Source organism: Flavobacterium frigoris PS1 (genome assembly GCF_000252125.1).
Lineage (GTDB): Bacteria > Bacteroidota > Bacteroidia > Flavobacteriales > Flavobacteriaceae > Flavobacterium > Flavobacterium frigoris_A.
Map to the genome: position 1 here is coordinate 147,413 of NZ_AHKF01000022.1, position 20,232 is coordinate 167,644.

Below are 20,232 nucleotides of genomic sequence, written 5' to 3' on the forward strand. Positions count from 1 at the left end.
ACCTCAAGAACTAACTTGAGGTTATATAAAATATAGCGTTCAAGTGTATTACATGTTTTTAAAGATCGTGTGCATTAAACGCTTTTTATCGTTAATGCTTTCCTCAAGTGAAATCATAGTCTCAGTTCTGTATACTCCATCAATATCATCAATCATAAAAATAACATCCTTAGCATGTTTTGTATCCTTTGCTCTAATCTTGCAAAAAATATTAAACTTACCTGTTGTCACAGAAGCTACCGTTACAAAAGGGATTTCATTGATGCGTTGCAAAACAAACTTCGTCTGAGAAGTGTTATTAAGAAAAACTCCCACATAAGCGATAAAAGAGTAACCTAATTTATCATAATCAAGTACTAATGAAGAGCCCATAATGATACCGGCATCTTCCATTTTTTTAACCCTAACGTGAACAGTTCCTGCAGAAATTAATAATTTTTTTGCAATATCCGTAAACGGAACTCTTGTATTGTCTATCAACATATCTAAAATCTGGTGATCTACTTCATCTAAACGGAACTTACTCATATTTCTTTAATTAACATTATTAATGGCTATAACAAAGCATAAAAATATACATAAAAATAACAAAATGATATAAATAATTATTTTTTTATCAATCCGTTAACAATTTTAATGCTGTTTTCTAAATAAAAATCGGCTTTTTGATTTAATTCCGGAAACCTACCAAATTCATCTTTATATGCTGCTTCTTTTGCATCATACTCAAAATGAGCGTAATAACCTTCCAAATCTCCAATTTTTACAATATAAGCATTAAAATAAATTTCATTTTCAATTAATTCTTCTTTGTATTGTGCAGCAAAATTCGTGATTTTTTCAACACCATCATAATTTAATTTGACATTTTTGTATATAAAATCATAAAAAACGACTTTATTTTGAGGAATACTCAAGTAATTGTCAATTCTATTGTCAACTATATCGTTTTCGCTAAGTATCGCAAAACTAGAAACTAAAGCCATAAACACATACTTTCTCGTTTTTTCTCTGTCGTAATCCTCAGGAAAATGTCCTGCTTCAAATAATAAGGTAGGCGCGCCCATATATTGAAAAGTATCTCCAATGCAATTTATATTAAAAGAATCATCAAAACGACCTATTTGATTTGGTATATACTTTTGCAAAACAGTATTAATACCCGCGATAAGATTTATAGCTTTCAATCGAGATTCATTAATCTCTCTTTCTTCATTATACGAAGGAGCTAAAAAAGACATTGTAGCCGGCTTGCCAGTACTTCCCACACCAAAAATAGTACGCTGGTCATGTAGGTTGTAGCAGTAGTCCGGTTTAAAAGACTCAAAAACCGTTCTCAATACTTTACTTTCCGGTTGACTAAGATCTTGAGAATCTCTGTTTAAATCTACTCCATTTGCGTTTGCACGAGTATAGAGTTTTGCTCCATCAGGGTTTAGCATTGGTATGCAGTAAAAACTAAAATTAGTTAACAATTGTTTTGCAAGTTCAGTGCCACTGTTTAACAGATTCAAGAAATCAACTAAGCCTTTTGTGGTGGTACTTTCGTTTCCGTGCATCTGAGACCAAAGCAATATTTTTATTTTTCCTTCTCCAATTTGGTATCTATAAATCGGTTTTTCAAGTACTGATTTTCCAATAATCGTAAGTTGATTATTGGTATTCATTTTCTCTAATAAAGGTTCAATCGATTCTAAAGTAAGGTATCTACCTGAGATAGACTTTTCTTTATTATCAATGAATAATTGTTCTAAATCCATGTTACATTATTTGATTTACAAAAGTAAACAACTTTATTTTTACAATTGTAAACACTTGTTTTGGTGCATAAATTATAAATGTAACCAAGATCAAGCTAATCAAAAGGGCCTATTATGTTAGCTTATGTAACAAATGTTACCTGTTTTTCTTTTAACAGTTAAAATATTATTTATCAGTATATTAAGTCATATCAAATAATCTTTTACTTGACTTATTTTTGTTTGTAACTTACTATTTACAGTTGTAATTTTGGTGTTAACGACTATTTTAATTACATTTGTAAATAGCTTATTTTTAATTACAATTTACAATGGTAAACACAGAAGAATTCATTAAACGTCTCGAAATAATACTAGATTATTACAGTCTTAACGCTTCTGCATTTGCCGATAAAATTGGGGTACAGCGATCCAGTTTGTCCCATCTCCTTTCAGGGAGAAACAAACCTAGTCTAGATTTTATTCTTAAAATTTTAGATGTATTTCCAGATGTAGATTTGTATTGGATTCTGAACGGCAAGGGAAGTTTTCCGAAAAATAATAAGACAATTCAGATACAGGAAGAAAAACAGGAAAAAGAAATTACACCCTCTTCTTCTGATGCAATCAGCGAACCTTTAATTCCTCAAAATTTATTTTCAAAAGAAAATGATACTAATAAGGAAAACAAAGTAAGTCCTAATAAAGAGGAAATTCAAAATGTTGCAGGCAGACCTCTTTCCGAGGAAGTGGAAAAAATTGTATTTTTTTATAAAGATGGAACCTTTAAAGAATTTAAACCAAATTAGGCTCTTGGGCAATTTTAGAGTTTATTACAATAAAAAATTAAAATTGAAATCCCTTTTCAGGAACCTTACCTTTTACTCCTGCAAAATGTTGCATTAAAATAGGCATTTCTTTTTCTATATCTCCAGATGGCATTAAAGGCCTTCCTAAATTAACTTCTTTCTTACCAAAATCAAATGCGACTGGAATTATAGGAACATTTGCTTTTAAGGCGATATAATAGAATCCCGTTTTAATTTCTCCCACTTTTTTTCGCGTGCCTTCAGGAAGAACTGCCAAACGAAAAATTTCTCTTCTATTAAAAATTTCTGCAATCACGTCTACTTTGTTCATTCCACCAGATCGATCTAATGGTTCGCCACCCATGTATTTAAAATAATAACCCAATGGAAAACCAAACAATTCCTTTTTAGCTACAAAATTCATTTCTAAACCTGTTATGCCTCTTGTAAATATACCTAGATAGAAATCATGCGCACTTGTGTGAGGCATAACCATCATAACGCATTTCTTAATGTCCGCATCGATAGTTCCCACAATCTTCCAACCCATGAGCTTGAAAAATATCCATTTATAAATTTGTTTCTTCATTGTTTGGCAATTTTGGGTCAAATATATAATTTAAAACTTATTTTTGATAAAAACTGCTATTGATGATAAAAAAAATATTGAGTTATTTTATTCCCATTAAAATTCACACCGTTAAATCCGCAGTTAGTAAATCGATTGAAGTGACTTGGGCAAATGGCGAATTAGTTATAGATTCAGAAAACACAAATTATTCCTACGGTAGTTTGCAGCGAATTTTAAGACTAGGATTAAAAACTGTTGGCTATGAAAAAATAGCGGCTATGGAACATATTTTAGTTTTAGGAGTAGCCGGTGGCAGCGTCATAAAAACATTAGTTGATGAAATCAAATTTAAAGGGAAAATAACCGGAGTAGAAATCGATCTAAATATAATAAAGATAGCCAATCAATATTTTAACTTGGATCAAGTGGAACAACTTGAAGTTGTAATTGATGATGCCTTTGAATTTGTTTTAAAAACCAAAGAAAAATACGATTTGATCATTATTGATGTTTTTCAGGACACAACGATGCCTAATTTTTTATATGAAACTTTTTTTACCGATCAAATATGTTTCCTATTGCGGAGTAAAGGAGTCGTTCTCTTTAATACTATGCTTTTGAATGAGGAGCACAACAGTAGGAATTCAAAATACATCACTGAATTTAATAAAGTTGATTATGCTATTAAATCAATTCCAAGAGTGGAGAGACATAATGAATTGATAGTAATTGAAAAACACCAATAAATAGATATTCCTTTTATATAAAAGAAAATTAGATGTAAATTAGATTGAACTTTAGCTTAAACAGATGAAAAAAATTATACGTAAGCTTCTATTGGGAAATATCACCAAAGTAGAGAAACCAAAATTCAATCCTTTTCAAAAGCGAATTCAAAATATAAAATCAATATGGAATAATGACCATCAGGATGACAATGGCATTGAAAAGATTGTGCGTTTATTTCTATCCTCTTCCGTATTGTTTTTCCCTGGAATTTACATTAAATATCTGTCTACCAAAAAAGGGCCTGAATACGAGGATTTGGCTTTAGATTTTTATGTCCTACTCAAAGTGGCACTGCCTTTACTGATGCTGATTAACCAATGGCAAAACAACCTTTTTATTCTTGCGGTAATGGTTTATGTGATGTTGGAAACTGTTTTATACATCCCCACTTTAATTTTCGCATCCGATTTATTTTCGAAACCCCGTTCGTATAAAAGATCAATGCTTTTATTGTTTTTTAATTACATCGAAATGGTATTTGCTTTTGCAGTTTTGTACAGCTGTGATAATTATTTAAATAAGCCTTTTACGCATTGGTTTGATGCCATTTATTTTAGTGCTACTACTTCATCAACAATAGGGTTTGGAGATTTTTATCCCGTTAAACCTTTTGGCAGATTTTTAGTTAGTATGCAAGCTTTATTTGTCTTGCTTTATGTAGTTTTATTTTTAAATTTTTTTTCAACCAAAATAAAATCTAAAGGCTATTTTGATCAAGATAATAAGGAATAAAAAGTCTTTTTTATTCAGATGCGAAACTATATAAACAAAAAAAGAGAGGACTAATCCTCTCTTTTTCTGCTATTAACTTTTATTTATTAATTCCTTTTTTTAATATCATCGTCTATTTGCACTTCTGATACTTTACCGTATTTTTCAGCTATTTTCTTTATGTCTTCTGATTTACCTACTAACACAAATTGCAGCTTATCCTTAGGGAAATATTTAGCTATTATTTGATTGGCTTTCGCCAAATCAAGACCATCAACATTTTTTTCGAAATTATCGATAAATGATTTGTCAAAATTATACCAAAACATTTGCGACAACAAACTGGATAATTGTCCAGTTGTTTCATAACGTGGAGGAAACTGTCCTTTTACATAATTCTTAGCTGAACTCAAAGACTTTTCGTCGAGGCCATTACTATGTAATTTATTAAGAACTTCCAATGCCTTATCAATAGCGGCTTCAGTAGTTTTAACAGCAGTAAATGTGCTGATTACAAATGAACCTCCATTCTTTAAAGCATTAAATCTACTGTTAGCACCATAGGTTAAACCCGAATTTACTCTTAGTTCATCATTTAACATTGAAGTAAAACGTCCTCCAAAAAGTGTGTTAACAACTTCAATAGCAACATAATCAGGATTATTTCTACTAATTCCAGCTGATCCAATATAAAATGTAGTCTCCTTTGCGTCCCCTTTATTTACTAAAAGCACTTTGTTTTCTGTTGGGACTTTAATTGAATTTGATGCAGGGTTTTCTTTTTCAACAACTGATTTTTCCCAACCAGAAAACAATTTGCTTAATGCTACTTTCATATCACTGCTAACAAAATCTCCTACAACAGTGATTGCAGCACCATTAGGCTTATAGTTTGTTTTATAGAAATCTTTTAAATCATTTACAGTCAATTTTCCAACGGTAGCCTTATTACCATTAATCACATTTCCATAGGCATGATTCCCATACAAAAGAGTATCAAAATAAGGTCCTATAACTGATCTTGGGCTTTCTTTTTGTTGCTCTAACTGAACTAAAAGGCGACTTTTTTCTTTCTCAAACTCTGCTGCATCAAAAGCTGGATTAAGTAATAACTCCTTGATAATTACCAGTACTTTATCCCTATCCTTAGCGGCAAATTTAGACGAAAGACCAGAGAATTCCTTAGATGCGTAAGTATCAACATTAGCCCCTATGAAATCTAACTCTTCGTCGATCTTTTCTTTTGTGAAATTTTTAGTTCCATGTTTAAGTGCGGTAGCCGTAAGTGATGCTACACCTGACCTATCATAGTCATAAATTGCTCCTGCAGGCAATATAGCCGAAACACTAATTACAGGCACGTCATGTTGTTCCATCAAATAGATAGTCAGACCGTTGGCTAATTTAAAGCTACTGTAATCAGGTAATTTAAAGCTTTGGGCCGAAACGGTAATACTAGTTATCAGCAGTAGGCTGAATATCATTATTTTGTGCTTGATTCCTTCCATAATTTTATTCTTCTACATTTGTTTTTAAAATACCTACCGTTCTATTACTTTTCGTAAAATACTTATTGGCAACTTTCTGCACCTCCGCCGTTGTGATTTTATTGTAATTAGCCGGAGCATTGAACATTTTTCGATAGTCACCAAAAAACACTTCGTAAGTACCTATATTATTTGATTTTCCATTTATGGTTTCTACTTGGTCATAAAACTCCATTAATTTCTGGTTTTTTATCTTCTGAAGCTCCTTTTCACTGATTCCATCTTTTTTGATTTTTTCAAGCTCCGCATAAACTGCTTGCTCTAAATCTGATTCCTTTACGTCTTTATTAGCAACAGCATATACATTGAAAAGACTAGGATCAAAACTGTCTCCAAAATCAGTAAATACCTGCGTGGCTAATTGTTTTTGATCTACTAATGATGCGTACAAACGTGATGAATTACCACTAGAAAGAACAGAACTAAGAATATTCAAAGCATAGTAATCTTCGCTTTTTGACTCAGGTGTGTGGTAGCCAATCATAAGGTAAGGAGTTGCTACTTCTTTTTTAACTGTAATTCTTCGTTCACCAGTTTGAGCAGGTTCAACAATGTGAACTTGAGGTGGTGCAATTTGAGCCGGAATTGGTTCAAGATACTTCTTCGCAAACTCTTTGACTTTCTCCATTTTTATTGCGCCAGATACCACAACGACGCAGTTGTTAGGTGCATAATATGTTTTAAAATAGCGTTCTAAATCTTGCTGTGTCCAGTTTTTCATGTCATCCTCATAACCGATAACGGGCCAATGATAAGGGTGTTCTTGGAATGCTGTTGCTTGCACAGATTGAGATAGAAGTCTCCAAGGAGAGTTTTCAAGACCTGTACGACGCTCGCTTAACACAACGCCTCTTTCACTTTCTACCATCGTAGAGTCGATGCTTAAACTAGAAATCCTATCGCCTTCAAGATCAAATATAACTTCTGTAGCTGATGCCGGAAACCAATTAGTATAAACTGTCACATTTTCAGTGGTATAGGCATTATTTGCCCCTCCATTAAATTCCATCGTGCGATCAAAGAGTTTTGGACCGTATTTTTTCGCACCATTAAACATCATGTGTTCAAAAAAATGGGACAGACCTGTAATGCCCTGATACTCATTTCGACTTCCCACCTTGTAGAACAAATACATATTGGCATTTGGGATAGAAAAGTCTTCCACTACAAGAAACTTCATTCCATTTGTCAAGGTAAACGTTTTTACATCATCTGCTTTCATTTGTGCTTGTCCTATTAAGGGTAGCAAAAGAAAAAGATGGAACATTATTTTTTTCATCGGTAAATAAATTAGTTACCGATAAAACTAATAAATTTAATTGAGTATTTTAAAATTCACAAGATTAAACTTACTTAAGAAGTGTATTTATAGCATTTTTCTGGTCATTGAAGTAATCAATAAAAAAATGAAAGCAGTCTTAAAGCATTCCTCTTGCTTTTCTCCAGTCTTCAAGCGTATCGATGCCACTTCTGACATGAGTAGTTTCAATCATTTTGTTTCGTCTTCCAAATTCTAGGTAACGTAATTGCTCCAATTTTTCGGATGCCTCCAATGATTTCATTGGTAAACTGTATAAGTCAGATAAAGCCTGTTTGCGAAAAGCATATATCCCGATGTGTTGCATTTAGCGAACTCCTGCATTTTTTATCTTGGATATGGGATTACTACAAGAGAAAAATACAATGCGACTATCTTGATACAAAAACATTATCAAACAACTTAGTCCTCTTTGCCGCTTCATTGCTACATAACACTAGTGTTTCCACTACTAAATCTTGCATCAATTTTGCGAAAAATCGTGACGATACTTAACGGGTGGGAATGATTGCAAGTATGTTTTTTTAATACCATAACACTATGCTTAAAGCTTAAATTATTTTCTAATCAATTATCTTCCAACACAGCTATTACGAATTCATGAAAAAACTGTCATCAATTTGATCCTTTGATTTATGAGTTGAGGCCTATCTATTAGCAAGCTCTTTTTTTATAACAAGTGAAATAGGTGTACCAATATATTATAGTTAAAAATTATTTTTAAATTAATAACTAATTACTTTCAGCTAAATTGATTTAAACTGTCGCTTTTATTTACTTCTTCAAATGGTCAATCAATTAATGGAATTTTTCTTTGCTCTAAATAATAAATTTTTCCATTATCTTATTTCAACTCCGGAATACGAATAAAAAACAGCTGCTTTTGTTAAATGTCAAAATAAAATTTAACTCTCTTGTAGTTAATTTTTAATATTTTGTCAAAGCCTTAAAAGTAAGAATACAATTCAAACTTTAATTGTTTTTTTATTATTGGCTGCACCTTTCGCTTTTTTTATGATTTCCAACTTGTCCGTTGCTACTTTTTATTATATATGAACTGACCAAATATCTTTTGATGTGAAACAGCTAGTTGATTTACGCAGGAATTAAGTAGTCAGTTTGACCGTTTTACTACCCAACATTTAAAAATTAAATTTCCTAACTAATCATCTAAAAATACTATTGAATCTAACTTAAGCCAAATTTTAAGCTAAATTTCTCTCTTAAAATTATGAAAAGAGTACATTTACAAACTGTTTTTGTTCTTACTTTTTTTTACACTCTGGTTTCTTATTACGAGTCTATTAAAAAAATAGGTGTACTGAATTTAATAAAATATGGTGACGAGTATTATTGAACATTAAATTACAATGAACTTGATGCATTAGAGTTGCTAATTTTAGCACGCTTAGCAGTTATATAAAAAATATCCTATGTACTTAAAAAGGTTTGAAATTAAGAAAAATATAAAAAAAGAGAATGATAAAAATTTGTCCTTTCGTGCTTTTGATCTTGGTACGGAAAGCATTGAAGATTATTTGAAACCACATAAAAAGGATCATTTTTGTATTATTATAGTGGAGTCTGGAAATATTAAAGTACATATCGAAGACAAAGCATATGTATTGAAATCAGGAAAAATATCTATTATATTTCCTGATCAAATCCACTTTTTGTCACATATGACTACTGATTTGTCTGGTAAAATTATTTTATTTGAAGAAGTATTATTTTGCTCTGATATATTGAAAAATGAACTTAGTCCTTACAATGTTAACCTATCAGTCCACCTTAATTGCACCGCCCTTTCTAGTGTTGAATTTGAGAAGGTGCTCCCTATTATTAACAATATACAGGATATTTACAACGCCCCGAGTCTTGTTAAAAAAGAACAGGCTCGTTTTTACATCAAAATTTTCCTTTTAGGACTCATAGAGTCTATACACGGCCAACATCCTGTTTTACATCCAGAGACTCAAGGTCCGGACCAAAGCAATTATATTGCCTTTAAAAAACTTTTGAACCATCAATATAAAACCGAGCGTACTGTACAATACTATGCTTTAAAATTGGCTATCAGTACTAAAAAGCTCAATGCACTAAATAAAAAATATTCTGGAGAAACTGCAATAAATGCTATCCATAATCGAATCCTTACAGAAATTAAACGACAACTATTATTTTCTGATCTCTCTCACAAAGAAATCGCATTTGACCTTGGGTTCAGTTCCCCATCTGCACTTAATAAATTTGTAAAAGCAAAACTAAAGGAAACACCAACGGACCTTCAGAACGGCCTGGCGCAAATTTATACCGCATAGTCTTGTATATATAACACCCCTCCTTCCCTTCTGATCTATCTTTGCCTCAGTAATTAATACTATTCAAAATAGAGGTTAATTACTGAGGCAAAAAATCGATTACAGCTTTATTATTCCATTTAATTTTGAATAGAAAAAATTAAATTTATAAAGGCATCTTGTAATTTCAATCAGGCAATACCTCAGACACTCAAAAAAAAATCGATCAAAATTACCCAATTTCATTGGTGTACTAATTTGAATGATAGGGTGCGCGCATCGCTTATTTAAAAATAAAACAAAATGAATACTAATACTTTGACAAACAAAAATCTACATGTTATTTTAGAGGAAAACCTAAAATTAGCAAATGAGATTAATCCTCAAGAGATAAAGGTTTTGGTTAACGAAATTAAAGCAGCCAAACGAATTTTTGTAATGGCAGCAGGGAGAAGCGGACTTGCATTAAAAATGGCAGCCATGAGGTTTATGCATTTAGGCTATACGGTATTCATAGTAGGAGAAACAAATACACCTGCCATTCTTGAAGGAGATTTGTTACTGCTGGCATCAGGATCCGGCACTACTTCTTCAGTACTCTCATCAGCGGTGAAAGCAAAGAAACAAAAAGCCACAGTTATTGCGCTGACTGCCGATGCAGAAAGCAAATTAGCAGAAGTGGCAGACCACATCATATTCATAAAAGCGGCAACAAAAACAGACTTTGGAGTTTCGGTCTCCAAGCAGTATGCAGGCAGCCTTTTTGAACAGTTTACATTATTTATCCTAGAAGGCGTCTTTATGTCGCTTTGGCAAGAATCAGAATTGACCAAAGAAGATTTATGGCCCAAACACGCCAACCTGGAATAACGATTTTTTTTTTATATTATTAATTTTTTTAAACATTTTAGACATGACAAAATTACAAGTCGCAATTGATTTACTTACTACAGAAGCAGCATTAGAACTAGCACATAAAGTAGCACCTTACGTAGATATTATAGAATTAGGTACTCCGCTTATTAAATCGGAAGGACTTAGTGTGGTAACAGCAATGAAAACAGCTTTCCCTGACAAATTAATTTTTGCAGACATGAAAATTGCTGATACCGGTTTCCTAGAAGCAGAGATTGCATTCAAAGCTGGAGCAGATCTAGTAACCGTTATGGGTGCTGTAGATGATGCAACTGTAAAAGGCGCGGTAGAAGCTGCAGCAAAATATGGTAGAAAAGTAGTAGTTGATACTATTGGAGTTAAAGACAGAGTACAAAGAGCTAAAGAAGTAACTGCTTTTGGAGTTGCTTTTGTAGAATTACATGCTGGTCTTGACGAACAAACATTAGCAGGATATTCTGTACAAACACTTATTAGTGAAGGTAGACTAGCAAAAGTTCCCTTCTCTGTAGCAGGTGGTGTAAACATTAGTACAATTAAGGATGTTGTAGCTGCTGGTGCAGATGTAGCTGTTGCGGGCGGTGCCATTTACGGTGCTGAAGATCCTGCTGCTGCTGCAAAGGCATTAAAAGAAGCTATAAATAGTGTTGTTGTAGCCTAATAATTGATTAATTTTGGCTGGACTTTATTTATAGAGTCCAGCCTTTTTTTTTCTAATAATAAATTTACATACTAATTATGAATACTTTCGATTTTGGTATAGTTGGCCTTGGAGTAATGGGACGTAATTTGCTCTTAAATATGGCCGACCAAAAATATGCTGTAGCTGGATTAGATTTAGATGCGGATAAAGTTCTTTCTCTTACAGAGGAAGCAAATTCCCAACACCGAATTAGAGCCACAACAGCTGTAGAAGAGTTTGTAGCACTTATTAAAAAGCCAAGGGCTATCATGATACTCGTACCTGCAGGAAAACCTGTAGATAATGTCATTGACAATCTACTGCCTCACCTAGATAAAGGGGATATTATTATCGACGGCGGAAACACCTATTTTACGGATACCGACCGAAGATTTACAGAATTATCGGCCAAAGGAATCCACTTTTTTGGGATGGGAATCTCAGGGGGCGAAAAAGGAGCACGTTTTGGTCCGAGTCTTATGCCCGGTGGTAATAAAGAAGCTTATGAAAGATTACGCCCTATTTTTGAATCCATAGCAGCAAAAGTTAATGGGGAACCTTGCGTAGAATACTTAGGCAACGGATCTGCGGGGAACTACGTAAAAATGGCTCATAACGGAATTGAATATGGAATTATGCAGCTTATTTCAGAGGCATATGATCTTATGAAACGCGGATACAAATTAGACGATACTACAATTCAAAAAGTATTTGAAGACTGGAATAACACCGAACTCGAATCCTACCTGATTGAAATAACAGGACACATTCTAAAGAAAAAAGATACCGACGGTCAGCTATTAATAAATCTAATTTCTGACTGGGCGAAATCCAAAGGAACAGGAAAATGGACTTCTCAAAATGCCATGGATTTAGAAGTTCCCCTTTCAACAGTAGATGCTGCCTTAGCAATGCGGGAAATGTCTAAAAACAAACCAGAAAGAATTGAGGCTTCCTCAAAATTAATTTGGAATGCGGAACAAACCAATACTGACCTGCCTTCGGCCATAGAAACACTTAAAGGGGCTTTATATTTTTCTATTTTAATTACCTATGCCCAAGGATTAGCCTTATTAACCAAAGCTTCAAAAGAGTACAATTATGAGCTGAATCTGGAGACAATAGCTAAGATTTGGCGCGGTGGATGTATTATTCGGTCCACACTATTGGAAGATTTCCGTCAGGCTTATGCCAAAAATGGGGAACTGAAAAACATACTTCTCGATGATAGCATTGCTAAGACTTTAAACGAGAATCAAACCAATATAAGGTCTACAGTGCAATTTGCAGTGCAAAAAGGTATACCTATAGCAGGTCTAATGAATTCCTTAGCCTATTTTGATGCTTACCGCTCAGAAAAACTTCCGACCAACTTAATACAGGCATTGCGCGACTACTTCGGGGCTCATACCTATGAACGTACAGATACTAATGGTATATTCCACACTGAGTGGAATGACTAAATTTTAAATGGAACATAATGGATAATCTCAATACTATAAAGCCTACCATCATTCTTGTTTTTGGGGCTACGGGTGACTTAGCAAAAAGAAAGCTTTTCCCCGCCTTTTATAATCTTTACCTTGATGGTCGTATGCCAGAAAAGTTTGAGATCATTGCGCTTGGAAGGGCAAAAAACAGTGATGCAATATACAGAAGTCATGTGAGCGATAATCTGACCGAGTTTTCCAGAAATAAAATAGCTTCCAAAAAAGAATTTGAGCAATTTGCTTCACATATAACTTATTTGCAAAATGATATCGACAAAGAAGAATCATACTTGCTAATGAAACAAAAATTGGATGCCATAGATTCGTCTTTTGGAGAACGTGCCAACCGACTTTTTTACCTATCAATAGCGCCTTCTTTCATTGAAACGATTTCCAATAATATTAAAAAATTAAACCTTGCCGCTAATCCGGATCAAGATCGTATTATTATTGAAAAACCTTTTGGTTACGATAAAAATTCTGCAGAGTTGCTAAATAAACTGTTATCAAAAACCTTTGATGAGGAACAGATATACCGTATAGATCACTATTTAGGCAAAGAAACAGTGCAAAACATTCTCGCTTTCCGCTTTGGAAATTCCATGTTTGAGCCACTTTGGAACCGTAACTTCATTGATTCTGTGCAGATTACTGTGGCGGAAGAAGTAGGTGTTGAAGACCGTGGTGGTTTTTATGAAGGCGCCGGAGCTTTAAGAGATATGATACAAAACCACCTGATGCAAATTTTGACTATGGTAGCAATGGAAGCACCTACATCATTACAAGCAGATGAGATCAGAAACCGTAAAGCTGACGTTTTAAAAGCGATACGTCGAATAAAACCAGAAGAAGTAAAACATTACACGGTGAGAGGCCAATACGAAAAAGCGTTGGTAAAGGGGAAAACGATATCAGGATATCTTCAAGAAAAGGGAGTTGATGAAAACTCTAATACAGAAACATTTGTGGCTATGAAGTTTTATCTTGACAATTGGCGCTGGCAAGGTGTTCCTTTTTATGTACGCACGGGCAAAAGAATGCAAGAAAAGCAATCCTCAATTGTCATACAGTTTAAGCCAGTACCCCATTCTACTTTTTCTTTTGGAAAAGAAGGTATGATGCCAAACCGCTTAATTATAAATATTCAGCCTGCAATGGATATTAGATTGCAATTTATGACAAAAAAGCCTGGTCTGTCACTTTCGCTAAAACCTGCAGAGATGGTTTTCGATTATTTTTCATGTTCTACTCAATCACCTGAAGCCTATGAAACATTAGTATTAGATGCCTTGCAAGGAGATCCTACTCTATTCATGCGCTCCGATCAGGTTGAAGAAGCCTGGGATGTTGTAACAACCATTCAGGAAGCGTGGGAAAATGATCAATCGTTAAGTCTACACAAATATGAGGCCGGGGGCTGGGGTCCTGAAGCAGCAAATGAATTACTAGCCCGTCAGGGTCATTCTTGGGCGTCAAATACCCTAAATGAAGAAGTAGAAAAAATAGAAGAGCAAAAACAAAAAGAAGCACTAGATGGTACGTATATTTAATAATAAAGAAGAAATAACTACTAATGCAGCCAATATATTTGTAGCTGCTGCACAAAATGCGATACTGGAGCGGGGCCGCTTTGTGGTAGCTCTTACCGGAGGTTCATCGCCTGTAGCTGTCTACAAACTCTTAGCAACACCCGCCTATCAGGAAAAAATAGATTGGGAAAAGATATTTATTTTTTGGGGCGACGAACGCTGGGTACCCCTTGATGATGAGCGCAGCAACGCGAAAATGGCATACGATTGTCTTTTAAGTCATGTAAGCATACCAAAAAACAATATATTTCCCATGTATAGAGAAGGTGTTACTCCTGAGGATTATGCTTTGGAATATGAAAAATCTATTAAAAATATAACTGGCGAGGACGGACAGTTCGACCTTATTTTATTAGGAATGGGCGATGATGGCCATACTGCTTCTCTTTTTCCAGGGCAAGCCGTATTGCAAGAACAGCATAAGTGGGTATCGGCCTATTATTTAGAGCCACAAACTATGTTTCGAATTACCCTAACTGCACCTCTCATTAATAAAGCAAAGCAGATTTTAGTATTGACTTTCGGGGAAAATAAAGCTCATGCCCTAAACGAAGTTTTACATGGAGCTTATAATCCTGAAAAATATCCTACTCAATTAATTAAACCTTTAGATGGAGAATTATTATTCTTAACCGATAAAGATGCCACAAGTAGCAGCAGTTAATTTAGATATGTTAATGAAAACTACGTTTTTGTAAAATGCTATTTTTATAATTAACTTGATAGTTAAATCCTTCCGCATCAGCAAAATTTAAAGTAGAATATCTACTTCTCTACTGTAACAAACTTCAATGTAATAAAAGATTCACAGCTAAAGTTGCTGCCCATAAACTAATTTATTTCCAAAAATAAATTAGTTTTCAAGGTTTAAAAAAAACTAACTGCTTCAGGGTTATCCCTGCAGTCCTCTTTTCAATAAAGTTTAGCAAATATGGTTGTTCAATAAAACAGTGTTCCACTGTCCCTTGAGGTTGGTTACAAGTTAGATCCTAAATAAAATTTACTGCCTACCTTTAAAATATTTATTGACTTTCAACTTTTGTAATTGTTGGTATATAGTTTCTCCTTCATTCGTTTTCAAGACTTACTAAAGCATTCTCCTGGCCTTTTCCAAGTCTTCCGGCGTATCGATTCCGATTCCGACATGAGTAGTTTCAATCATTTTGATTCGTCTTCCAAATTCTAGGTAACGTAATTGCTCTAATTTTTCGGATGCCTCCAATGATTTCATTGGTAAACTGTAAAAGTCAGATAGAGCTTGTTTGCGAAAAGCGTATATCCCGATATGTTGCATATAGCGAACTCCTACATTTTTTTCCCGTGCGTACGGAATTACCGAACGGGAGAAATACAGTGCAAATCCATTTTGATCCGTTACAACTTTTACATTATTAGGATTATTGATTTCGTCTTGGTCTTTGATTTCTCGCATCAAGGAAGCTAAATCAACTTGTTTTGCCGAATCTTTCCTAAAAGTCTCGATTAATTTCGCCAGAGGTTCCTCGTTGATAAAAGGTTCATCCCCTTGCACATTCACCACAATATCCACGTCCAGATCTTCAATTGCTTCTGCAATACGGTCACTCCCCGATTCATGTTCTTTAATACTACGAATGGCCTTTCCTCCATTCGAAACAATCTCATTATATATTAAATCCGAATCCGTTACTACAAAAACATCATCAAATAATTGCGTACTCATGGCGGCTTCATAGGTTCTTAAAATCACTGTTTTACCTCCCAAGTCATGCATCAGTTTTGCTGGAAATCGTGTTGAAGCGTAACGGGCGGGAATAACTGCTATTATTTTCATGGATGTATTTTAGATTGCTGGACTATTCGGTTATTATAAATGTATAAGGTAACTATTTATTATGATGTGCTATTATTAAATTTATGCTATTTTCTTACTGCCCATTTTTTGCTTTAAAATCGTTTTGAAATATTTATTTAGAGGTTTTTCAAACCAAATAAAACTAATATAACTTACAATCAAAGAAAGTGCTAATATGATAGCTATAATATAATATTCGTTTTTAATATGAAAATAATGTTGATTGAAATCTATAAAGTACTTTAATACGAGCTGATGAAACATATAAAACCCAAAGCTAATTTCTCCAAGAAACATAAGTGACTTATTCGATAAAAACCTTGAAATTATTCCATTTTGAAAAGAGAAAATCAATATCAATAAGCACATTGGAATCCAGTAATAAACTGAATAACGCATCACTAATGGCACCCATTCATGGAAAATAAAGAAAATCAGTAATAATAAAATAGAACCAACTTCAAGTAGATCATTATTGGTTGTACTTTGTTGTTTCTTAATTCTTAAGTAGATTTCAAACAAAATGAGACCTATAATAAAGTCAAAAACTCTAAAAAATGGATTTACATAAAAGAGATTCTTATAATATGGTGCAGGAATAATTAGCATGAGTAAAGGAATTAGCAATATCGACATTGTTAATAACCCTTTCTTGTATTTATTGTCTTTAACTTTAGAACCTAAAATTATTAAAAAAGGGAATAATAAATAAAAGAATAGCTCATTTGAGATACTCCAGGAGGGAGAATTAAATGAAAAATAGATATACTTTACCGGTATAAAACTTTGGGTTAACGTTACATTAAAGAATAGCTGAGCCAGCCAAGTTGATAAATTAAAGGAAACATCTTTAAGTGTTATGGGAACGGCAATAAGTAAGCATAATAAATGAACGGGGTAGATTCTTGCGATTCTTGCAATGTAAAAATCAGATTTTAAAATGCTTTTATTTAAGATGGAATCACGATAATTATAAGCTAATATAAACCCACTTAAAATAAAGAAAAAACTCACACCAATAAATCCCTCTTTTAGGATAAATTCATGAATCCATCTCAAATAAGATGCCTTACTTTTACCTAAGAAAGTTAGGTGATGGGTAAATATAATAAATGCAAAAAAGAATCGCAGCGATGTAAGAGGCTTAATCATTTCTTTATACCAAAATTAGTTTCATTTTTCACAGCCCAAATATAAGATATATTTTATTTAATGATTCTGATAAATTATATCAATACTACATAATCTTGACCGAAGTCATACTCAACGAACCTCCCAATAATTTGTCATTAAACAATTTTAGTTCTTCATTTTTTTCTTTTAATCCTAATGTATAAATCAAAGGTAAATAATGCTCCGGTGTAGGAATCGCTAGTTGAAACGCTTTGCTTTGTTTTTCAAAATTAACAAGCGGGTGAAAATTTCCATCAAGCAAATAATCATTTATTGTTTCTTTCGCTTCAATTGCCCAATCATAACCATAATTGTCTCTGTCAAAATTCTGAAAATCGACCAATCTTAAATTATGAACAATGTTTCCGCTTCCTATAATTAAGACTCCCTTAGTACGTAATGCACTTAGTTTTTTTGCTAATTCAAAATGAAATTGTCCCGGTTTTGTATAATCGATACTTAATTGAATTACAGGGACATTTGCACCAGGATATAAATGCTTAATCACACTCCAAGCTCCATGATCTAATCCCCAATGTTCATCGAGTTCCACTTCCAATGGAAGTAATAATTTTGTTGTTTCTAATGCCAATTCAGGACTTCCTTTCGCTGAATATTCTACATTAAACAACTCTTGGGGAAACCCACCAAAATCATGAATCGTTCTGGGCATTTCCATTGCAGTAACCTTAGTACCCTTTGTAAACCAATGTGCTGAAATACACAATATAGCATTGGGTTGCGGTAAAGTTTTGGCTAGATTTTGAAATCCGGCCACAAACTCATTTTCGTCAATTGCATTCATCGGACTGCCGTGTCCTAGAAACAGAACCGGCATTTTTTCAGTATTCGAAAATGAACCTGATATTTTATGTAAGTCGTTTAATGTGTTCATATTGCATAAAGTTCATTTACTCTTAATTATCTGCGTTCTATCAAATCCCAAAGATTGCCATAAATATCTGCAAATACTGCTACTTTACCATACTCTTCCAGAATTGGTTCTCTAATAATTTTAACTTTATTATCCAGTAAATTTTGATAATCTCTTTCAAAATTATCAGTATTTAAAAATAGAAAAACGCGCCCACCTGTTTGATTTCCAACTTTTTCTGACTGTTCTTTATTTACCGCTTTTGCCAGAAGCAAACTGAACTCAATTGCACCTTTTGGACCAACCAAAACCCATCGCTTTGCATCATTTAAAACTGTATCTTCAATTAAATCAAATTGTAATTTTTGAGTATATAAAGTAATTGCTTCATCATAATCAGCAACAACCAAAGCAATATGAGCTATTTTTTGTTTCATTATTTATTAAATTTATTCCACGAAATTATCATCCTTAAAACCAATCAAATATAATTTGTTTTTAGCTCGGGTCATCGCGGTATATAGCCAACGGATGTAATCCCGATCAATGCCGTTTGGTAAATACGGTTGCTCTATAAAAACGGTGTTCCATTGTCCACCTTGGGATTTGTGACAGGTAATAGCATACGAGAATTTTACTTGCAAACCATTAAAGTATTCATTGGCTTTCACCTTTTGGAATTGCTTGTATTTGGTTTCGCCTTCATAATCTTTCAAGACTTCCTGATACAAGCGGTTGGATTCATCATAGGTTAAGGACGGAGATTCGCTTTTTATAGTATCCAATAATAAGACGGTTTCAAACGGAATCTGTTTTGGATAATCGACCATTCGTATTTTTACTTTGGCAAACTTAAAACCATACAATTCCTTGATATTAAAAATTTCTAGAATTTCGATAATATCTCCATTAGCAATAAAACCTGCTTCATCAGAATCTTTAAGCCAAAAATAATTATTCTTTACTACCATCAAGAAATCACCTGTTGAGAGTTCACTTTCCTTATCGAGGATTTTAGTTCTTATTTGTTCATTGTATTGATTTGCCCTTTTATTAGAACGCACGATAAAAGCTGTATCTTCTATACTATAATTACTGTAGGCAGAATTTATCGCATCTTGTATATCGTATCCATCAACTAGACGGACAATATCTTTGAATTTCTTGACGTCAAACTGATAATCGGTAATGAAGGAATCCTTCAGTAATTCCCTGAGTTCGGTGGCATTGTACAAAATTCCCGAATCTTCTTCCTGACGCATAACTTCGTCGAGTTCTATATGTTCTACTTCTTTATTGTAATTCAAACCTAAAGTTTGGATATCCAATGCCGGGCTGATGTCTAAATTAACCGGAGGCAACTGGGCGGTATCTCCCAAGAGAATCATTTTGCAATTAGTTCCTGAATAAACATACGAAATCAAATCGTCTAGTAATGAACTACTTTCATAAAGCTTAGAATCAGAATTGGTATCCGAAATCATCGAGGCTTCATCGACAATAAATATAGTGTTCTTATGTTTGTTTTGTTGCAAGGTGAAAGATACGCCTCCACTCGAGGATTTCTTAGGGAAATAGATTTTTTTATGAATCGTAAAAGCAGGTTTCTCTGAATAATTAGCAATTACTTTAGCGGCGCGACCTGTTGGCGCAAGCAAAACATATTTTTTATTGATACTTAAAAGGTTGTTTACAATTGTCGAGATAACCGTTGTTTTTCCAGTTCCCGCGTATCCTTTAAGCACAAAAATGGTGTCGTTATCTGGTTCTGTCAAAAAAATAGCTATTTTCTGAAAAAAAATATCCTGATTGTATGTGGGACTAAAAGGAAAACTTTTGCGTAAAAGGCTATAAAACAGGGAGGAATTCATTGTGGAATGGTTACTGTAAAATGAACTTCAAATATAGGAAT

General features: G+C 33.6%; 19 protein-coding genes and 1 pseudogene. 9 read left to right on the forward strand and 11 right to left on the reverse strand.

The features are described 5' to 3' along the window. Positions 1-48: 48 nt before the first annotated feature. The gene (locus tag HJ01_RS14580; protein WP_007139244.1) at positions 49-528 is read right to left on the reverse strand and encodes an Lrp/AsnC family transcriptional regulator; all 480 of its coding nucleotides are present in this window, start codon (positions 526-528) and stop codon (positions 49-51) included. A 77-nt stretch (positions 529-605) separates the two neighbouring features. Next, positions 606-1,760: a M14 metallopeptidase family protein gene (locus tag HJ01_RS14585; protein WP_007139245.1), complete on the reverse strand. Its 1,155-nt coding sequence runs from the start codon at positions 1,758-1,760 to the stop codon at positions 606-608. A 311-nt stretch (positions 1,761-2,071) separates the two neighbouring features. Between HJ01_RS14585 and HJ01_RS14590 the strand changes: the two genes are divergently transcribed. Then, the gene (locus tag HJ01_RS14590) at positions 2,072-2,548 is read left to right on the forward strand and encodes a helix-turn-helix domain-containing protein (protein ID WP_007139246.1); all 477 of its coding nucleotides are present in this window, start codon (positions 2,072-2,074) and stop codon (positions 2,546-2,548) included. 37 nt (positions 2,549-2,585) lie between these two features. On the opposite strand, the gene HJ01_RS14595 is transcribed toward HJ01_RS14590, so the two are convergent. Next, complete coding sequence (locus HJ01_RS14595; protein ID WP_040474004.1) at positions 2,586-3,137, reverse strand: 1-acyl-sn-glycerol-3-phosphate acyltransferase; 552 nt, start codon at positions 3,135-3,137, stop codon at positions 2,586-2,588. Between the two features lie 62 nt (positions 3,138-3,199). On the opposite strand from HJ01_RS14595, the gene HJ01_RS14600 reads away from it, so the two are divergent. Continuing rightward, entirely contained in the window at positions 3,200-3,865 is a 666-nt protein-coding gene (locus HJ01_RS14600) for a spermidine synthase (protein ID WP_007139248.1), read from the forward strand. 64 nt (positions 3,866-3,929) lie between these two features. Continuing rightward, positions 3,930-4,640 (forward strand): potassium channel family protein, encoded by a 711-nt coding sequence (locus HJ01_RS14605; protein WP_007139249.1) that lies wholly within the window; start codon positions 3,930-3,932, stop codon positions 4,638-4,640. A gap of 86 nt (positions 4,641-4,726) precedes the next feature. Here the strand turns inward: HJ01_RS14605 and HJ01_RS14610 are convergent, their stop codons facing one another. The 3 genes and pseudogenes from HJ01_RS14610 to HJ01_RS14620 form a co-directional block, all read right to left on the reverse strand. Further along, the gene (locus HJ01_RS14610) at positions 4,727-6,127 is read right to left on the reverse strand and encodes a M16 family metallopeptidase (RefSeq protein WP_007139250.1); all 1,401 of its coding nucleotides are present in this window, start codon (positions 6,125-6,127) and stop codon (positions 4,727-4,729) included. Positions 6,128-6,131: 4 nt separating this feature from the next. Continuing rightward, complete coding sequence (locus tag HJ01_RS14615; protein WP_007139251.1) at positions 6,132-7,445, reverse strand: M16 family metallopeptidase; 1,314 nt, start codon at positions 7,443-7,445, stop codon at positions 6,132-6,134. A gap of 139 nt (positions 7,446-7,584) precedes the next feature. Further along, positions 7,585-7,853 (reverse strand): annotated as a pseudogene (locus HJ01_RS14620) (cytidylyltransferase domain-containing protein); the annotation flags it as partial. 1,064 nt (positions 7,854-8,917) lie between these two features. On the opposite strand from HJ01_RS14620, the gene HJ01_RS14625 reads away from it, so the two are divergent. From HJ01_RS14625 to pgl, 6 genes are all read left to right on the forward strand, one after another. Next, positions 8,918-9,805 carry an AraC family transcriptional regulator gene (locus tag HJ01_RS14625; protein ID WP_007139254.1) on the forward strand — a complete coding sequence of 296 codons (888 nt, stop codon included), beginning with the start codon at positions 8,918-8,920 and terminating at the stop codon, positions 9,803-9,805. Positions 9,806-10,087: 282 nt separating this feature from the next. Then, positions 10,088-10,654 (forward strand): 6-phospho-3-hexuloisomerase, encoded by a 567-nt coding sequence (gene hxlB / locus HJ01_RS14630; protein WP_007139255.1) that lies wholly within the window; start codon positions 10,088-10,090, stop codon positions 10,652-10,654. Between the two features lie 43 nt (positions 10,655-10,697). Next, positions 10,698-11,339 carry a 3-hexulose-6-phosphate synthase gene (gene hxlA / locus HJ01_RS14635; RefSeq protein WP_007139256.1) on the forward strand — a complete coding sequence of 214 codons (642 nt, stop codon included), beginning with the start codon at positions 10,698-10,700 and terminating at the stop codon, positions 11,337-11,339. 77 nt (positions 11,340-11,416) lie between these two features. Beyond that, positions 11,417-12,823 carry an NADP-dependent phosphogluconate dehydrogenase gene (gene gndA, locus HJ01_RS14640; RefSeq protein ID WP_007139257.1) on the forward strand — a complete coding sequence of 469 codons (1,407 nt, stop codon included), beginning with the start codon at positions 11,417-11,419 and terminating at the stop codon, positions 12,821-12,823. A gap of 17 nt (positions 12,824-12,840) precedes the next feature. Further along, positions 12,841-14,400 (forward strand): glucose-6-phosphate dehydrogenase, encoded by a 1,560-nt coding sequence (zwf, locus tag HJ01_RS14645; protein ID WP_007139258.1) that lies wholly within the window; start codon positions 12,841-12,843, stop codon positions 14,398-14,400. After that, complete coding sequence (gene pgl / locus HJ01_RS14650; protein ID WP_007139259.1) at positions 14,384-15,103, forward strand: 6-phosphogluconolactonase; 720 nt, start codon at positions 14,384-14,386, stop codon at positions 15,101-15,103. Before zwf ends, pgl begins: the two co-directional genes overlap by 17 nt. A 423-nt stretch (positions 15,104-15,526) precedes the next feature. On the opposite strand, the gene kdsB is transcribed toward pgl, so the two are convergent. The 5 genes from kdsB to HJ01_RS14675 form a co-directional block, all read right to left on the reverse strand. Then, positions 15,527-16,252: a 3-deoxy-manno-octulosonate cytidylyltransferase gene (gene kdsB / locus HJ01_RS14655; protein WP_007139261.1), complete on the reverse strand. Its 726-nt coding sequence runs from the start codon at positions 16,250-16,252 to the stop codon at positions 15,527-15,529. Between the two features lie 81 nt (positions 16,253-16,333). Further along, positions 16,334-17,425 (reverse strand): acyltransferase family protein, encoded by a 1,092-nt coding sequence (locus HJ01_RS14660; RefSeq protein WP_007139262.1) that lies wholly within the window; start codon positions 17,423-17,425, stop codon positions 16,334-16,336. An 85-nt stretch (positions 17,426-17,510) separates the two neighbouring features. Then, positions 17,511-18,341 (reverse strand): 4,5-DOPA dioxygenase extradiol, encoded by an 831-nt coding sequence (ygiD, locus tag HJ01_RS14665; protein WP_007139263.1) that lies wholly within the window; start codon positions 18,339-18,341, stop codon positions 17,511-17,513. 26 nt (positions 18,342-18,367) lie between these two features. Further along, a complete protein-coding gene (locus HJ01_RS14670) occupies positions 18,368-18,757 on the reverse strand; it encodes a VOC family protein (protein WP_007139264.1) in 390 nt (129 codons plus the stop codon). A gap of 12 nt (positions 18,758-18,769) precedes the next feature. Continuing rightward, complete coding sequence (locus tag HJ01_RS14675) at positions 18,770-20,191, reverse strand: ATP-dependent RecD-like DNA helicase (protein ID WP_007139265.1); 1,422 nt, start codon at positions 20,189-20,191, stop codon at positions 18,770-18,772. Positions 20,192-20,232 lie beyond the last annotated feature (41 nt).

Bases quoted from the DNA above. Each gene is read 5' to 3' on its own strand.
- HJ01_RS14580 (WP_007139244.1), bottom strand. From the start codon at position 528: ATGAGTAAGTTCCGTTTAGATGAAGTAGATCACCAGATTTTAGATATG.
- HJ01_RS14585 (WP_007139245.1), bottom strand. From the start codon at position 1,760: ATGGATTTAGAACAATTATTCATTGATAATAAAGAAAAGTCTATCTCA.
- HJ01_RS14590 (WP_007139246.1), top strand. From the start codon at position 2,072: ATGGTAAACACAGAAGAATTCATTAAACGTCTCGAAATAATACTAGAT.
- HJ01_RS14595 (WP_040474004.1), bottom strand. From the start codon at position 3,137: ATGAAGAAACAAATTTATAAATGGATATTTTTCAAGCTCATGGGTTGG.
- HJ01_RS14600 (WP_007139248.1), top strand. From the start codon at position 3,200: ATGATAAAAAAAATATTGAGTTATTTTATTCCCATTAAAATTCACACC.
- HJ01_RS14605 (WP_007139249.1), top strand. From the start codon at position 3,930: ATGAAAAAAATTATACGTAAGCTTCTATTGGGAAATATCACCAAAGTA.
- HJ01_RS14610 (WP_007139250.1), bottom strand. From the start codon at position 6,127: ATGGAAGGAATCAAGCACAAAATAATGATATTCAGCCTACTGCTGATA.
- HJ01_RS14615 (WP_007139251.1), bottom strand. From the start codon at position 7,445: ATGAAAAAAATAATGTTCCATCTTTTTCTTTTGCTACCCTTAATAGGA.
- HJ01_RS14625 (WP_007139254.1), top strand. From the start codon at position 8,918: ATGTACTTAAAAAGGTTTGAAATTAAGAAAAATATAAAAAAAGAGAAT.
- hxlB (WP_007139255.1), top strand. From the start codon at position 10,088: ATGAATACTAATACTTTGACAAACAAAAATCTACATGTTATTTTAGAG.
- hxlA (WP_007139256.1), top strand. From the start codon at position 10,698: ATGACAAAATTACAAGTCGCAATTGATTTACTTACTACAGAAGCAGCA.
- gndA (WP_007139257.1), top strand. From the start codon at position 11,417: ATGAATACTTTCGATTTTGGTATAGTTGGCCTTGGAGTAATGGGACGT.
- zwf (WP_007139258.1), top strand. From the start codon at position 12,841: ATGGATAATCTCAATACTATAAAGCCTACCATCATTCTTGTTTTTGGG.
- pgl (WP_007139259.1), top strand. From the start codon at position 14,384: ATGGTACGTATATTTAATAATAAAGAAGAAATAACTACTAATGCAGCC.
- kdsB (WP_007139261.1), bottom strand. From the start codon at position 16,252: ATGAAAATAATAGCAGTTATTCCCGCCCGTTACGCTTCAACACGATTT.
- HJ01_RS14660 (WP_007139262.1), bottom strand. From the start codon at position 17,425: ATGATTAAGCCTCTTACATCGCTGCGATTCTTTTTTGCATTTATTATA.
- ygiD (WP_007139263.1), bottom strand. From the start codon at position 18,341: ATGAACACATTAAACGACTTACATAAAATATCAGGTTCATTTTCGAAT.
- HJ01_RS14670 (WP_007139264.1), bottom strand. From the start codon at position 18,757: ATGAAACAAAAAATAGCTCATATTGCTTTGGTTGTTGCTGATTATGAT.
- HJ01_RS14675 (WP_007139265.1), bottom strand. From the start codon at position 20,191: ATGAATTCCTCCCTGTTTTATAGCCTTTTACGCAAAAGTTTTCCTTTT.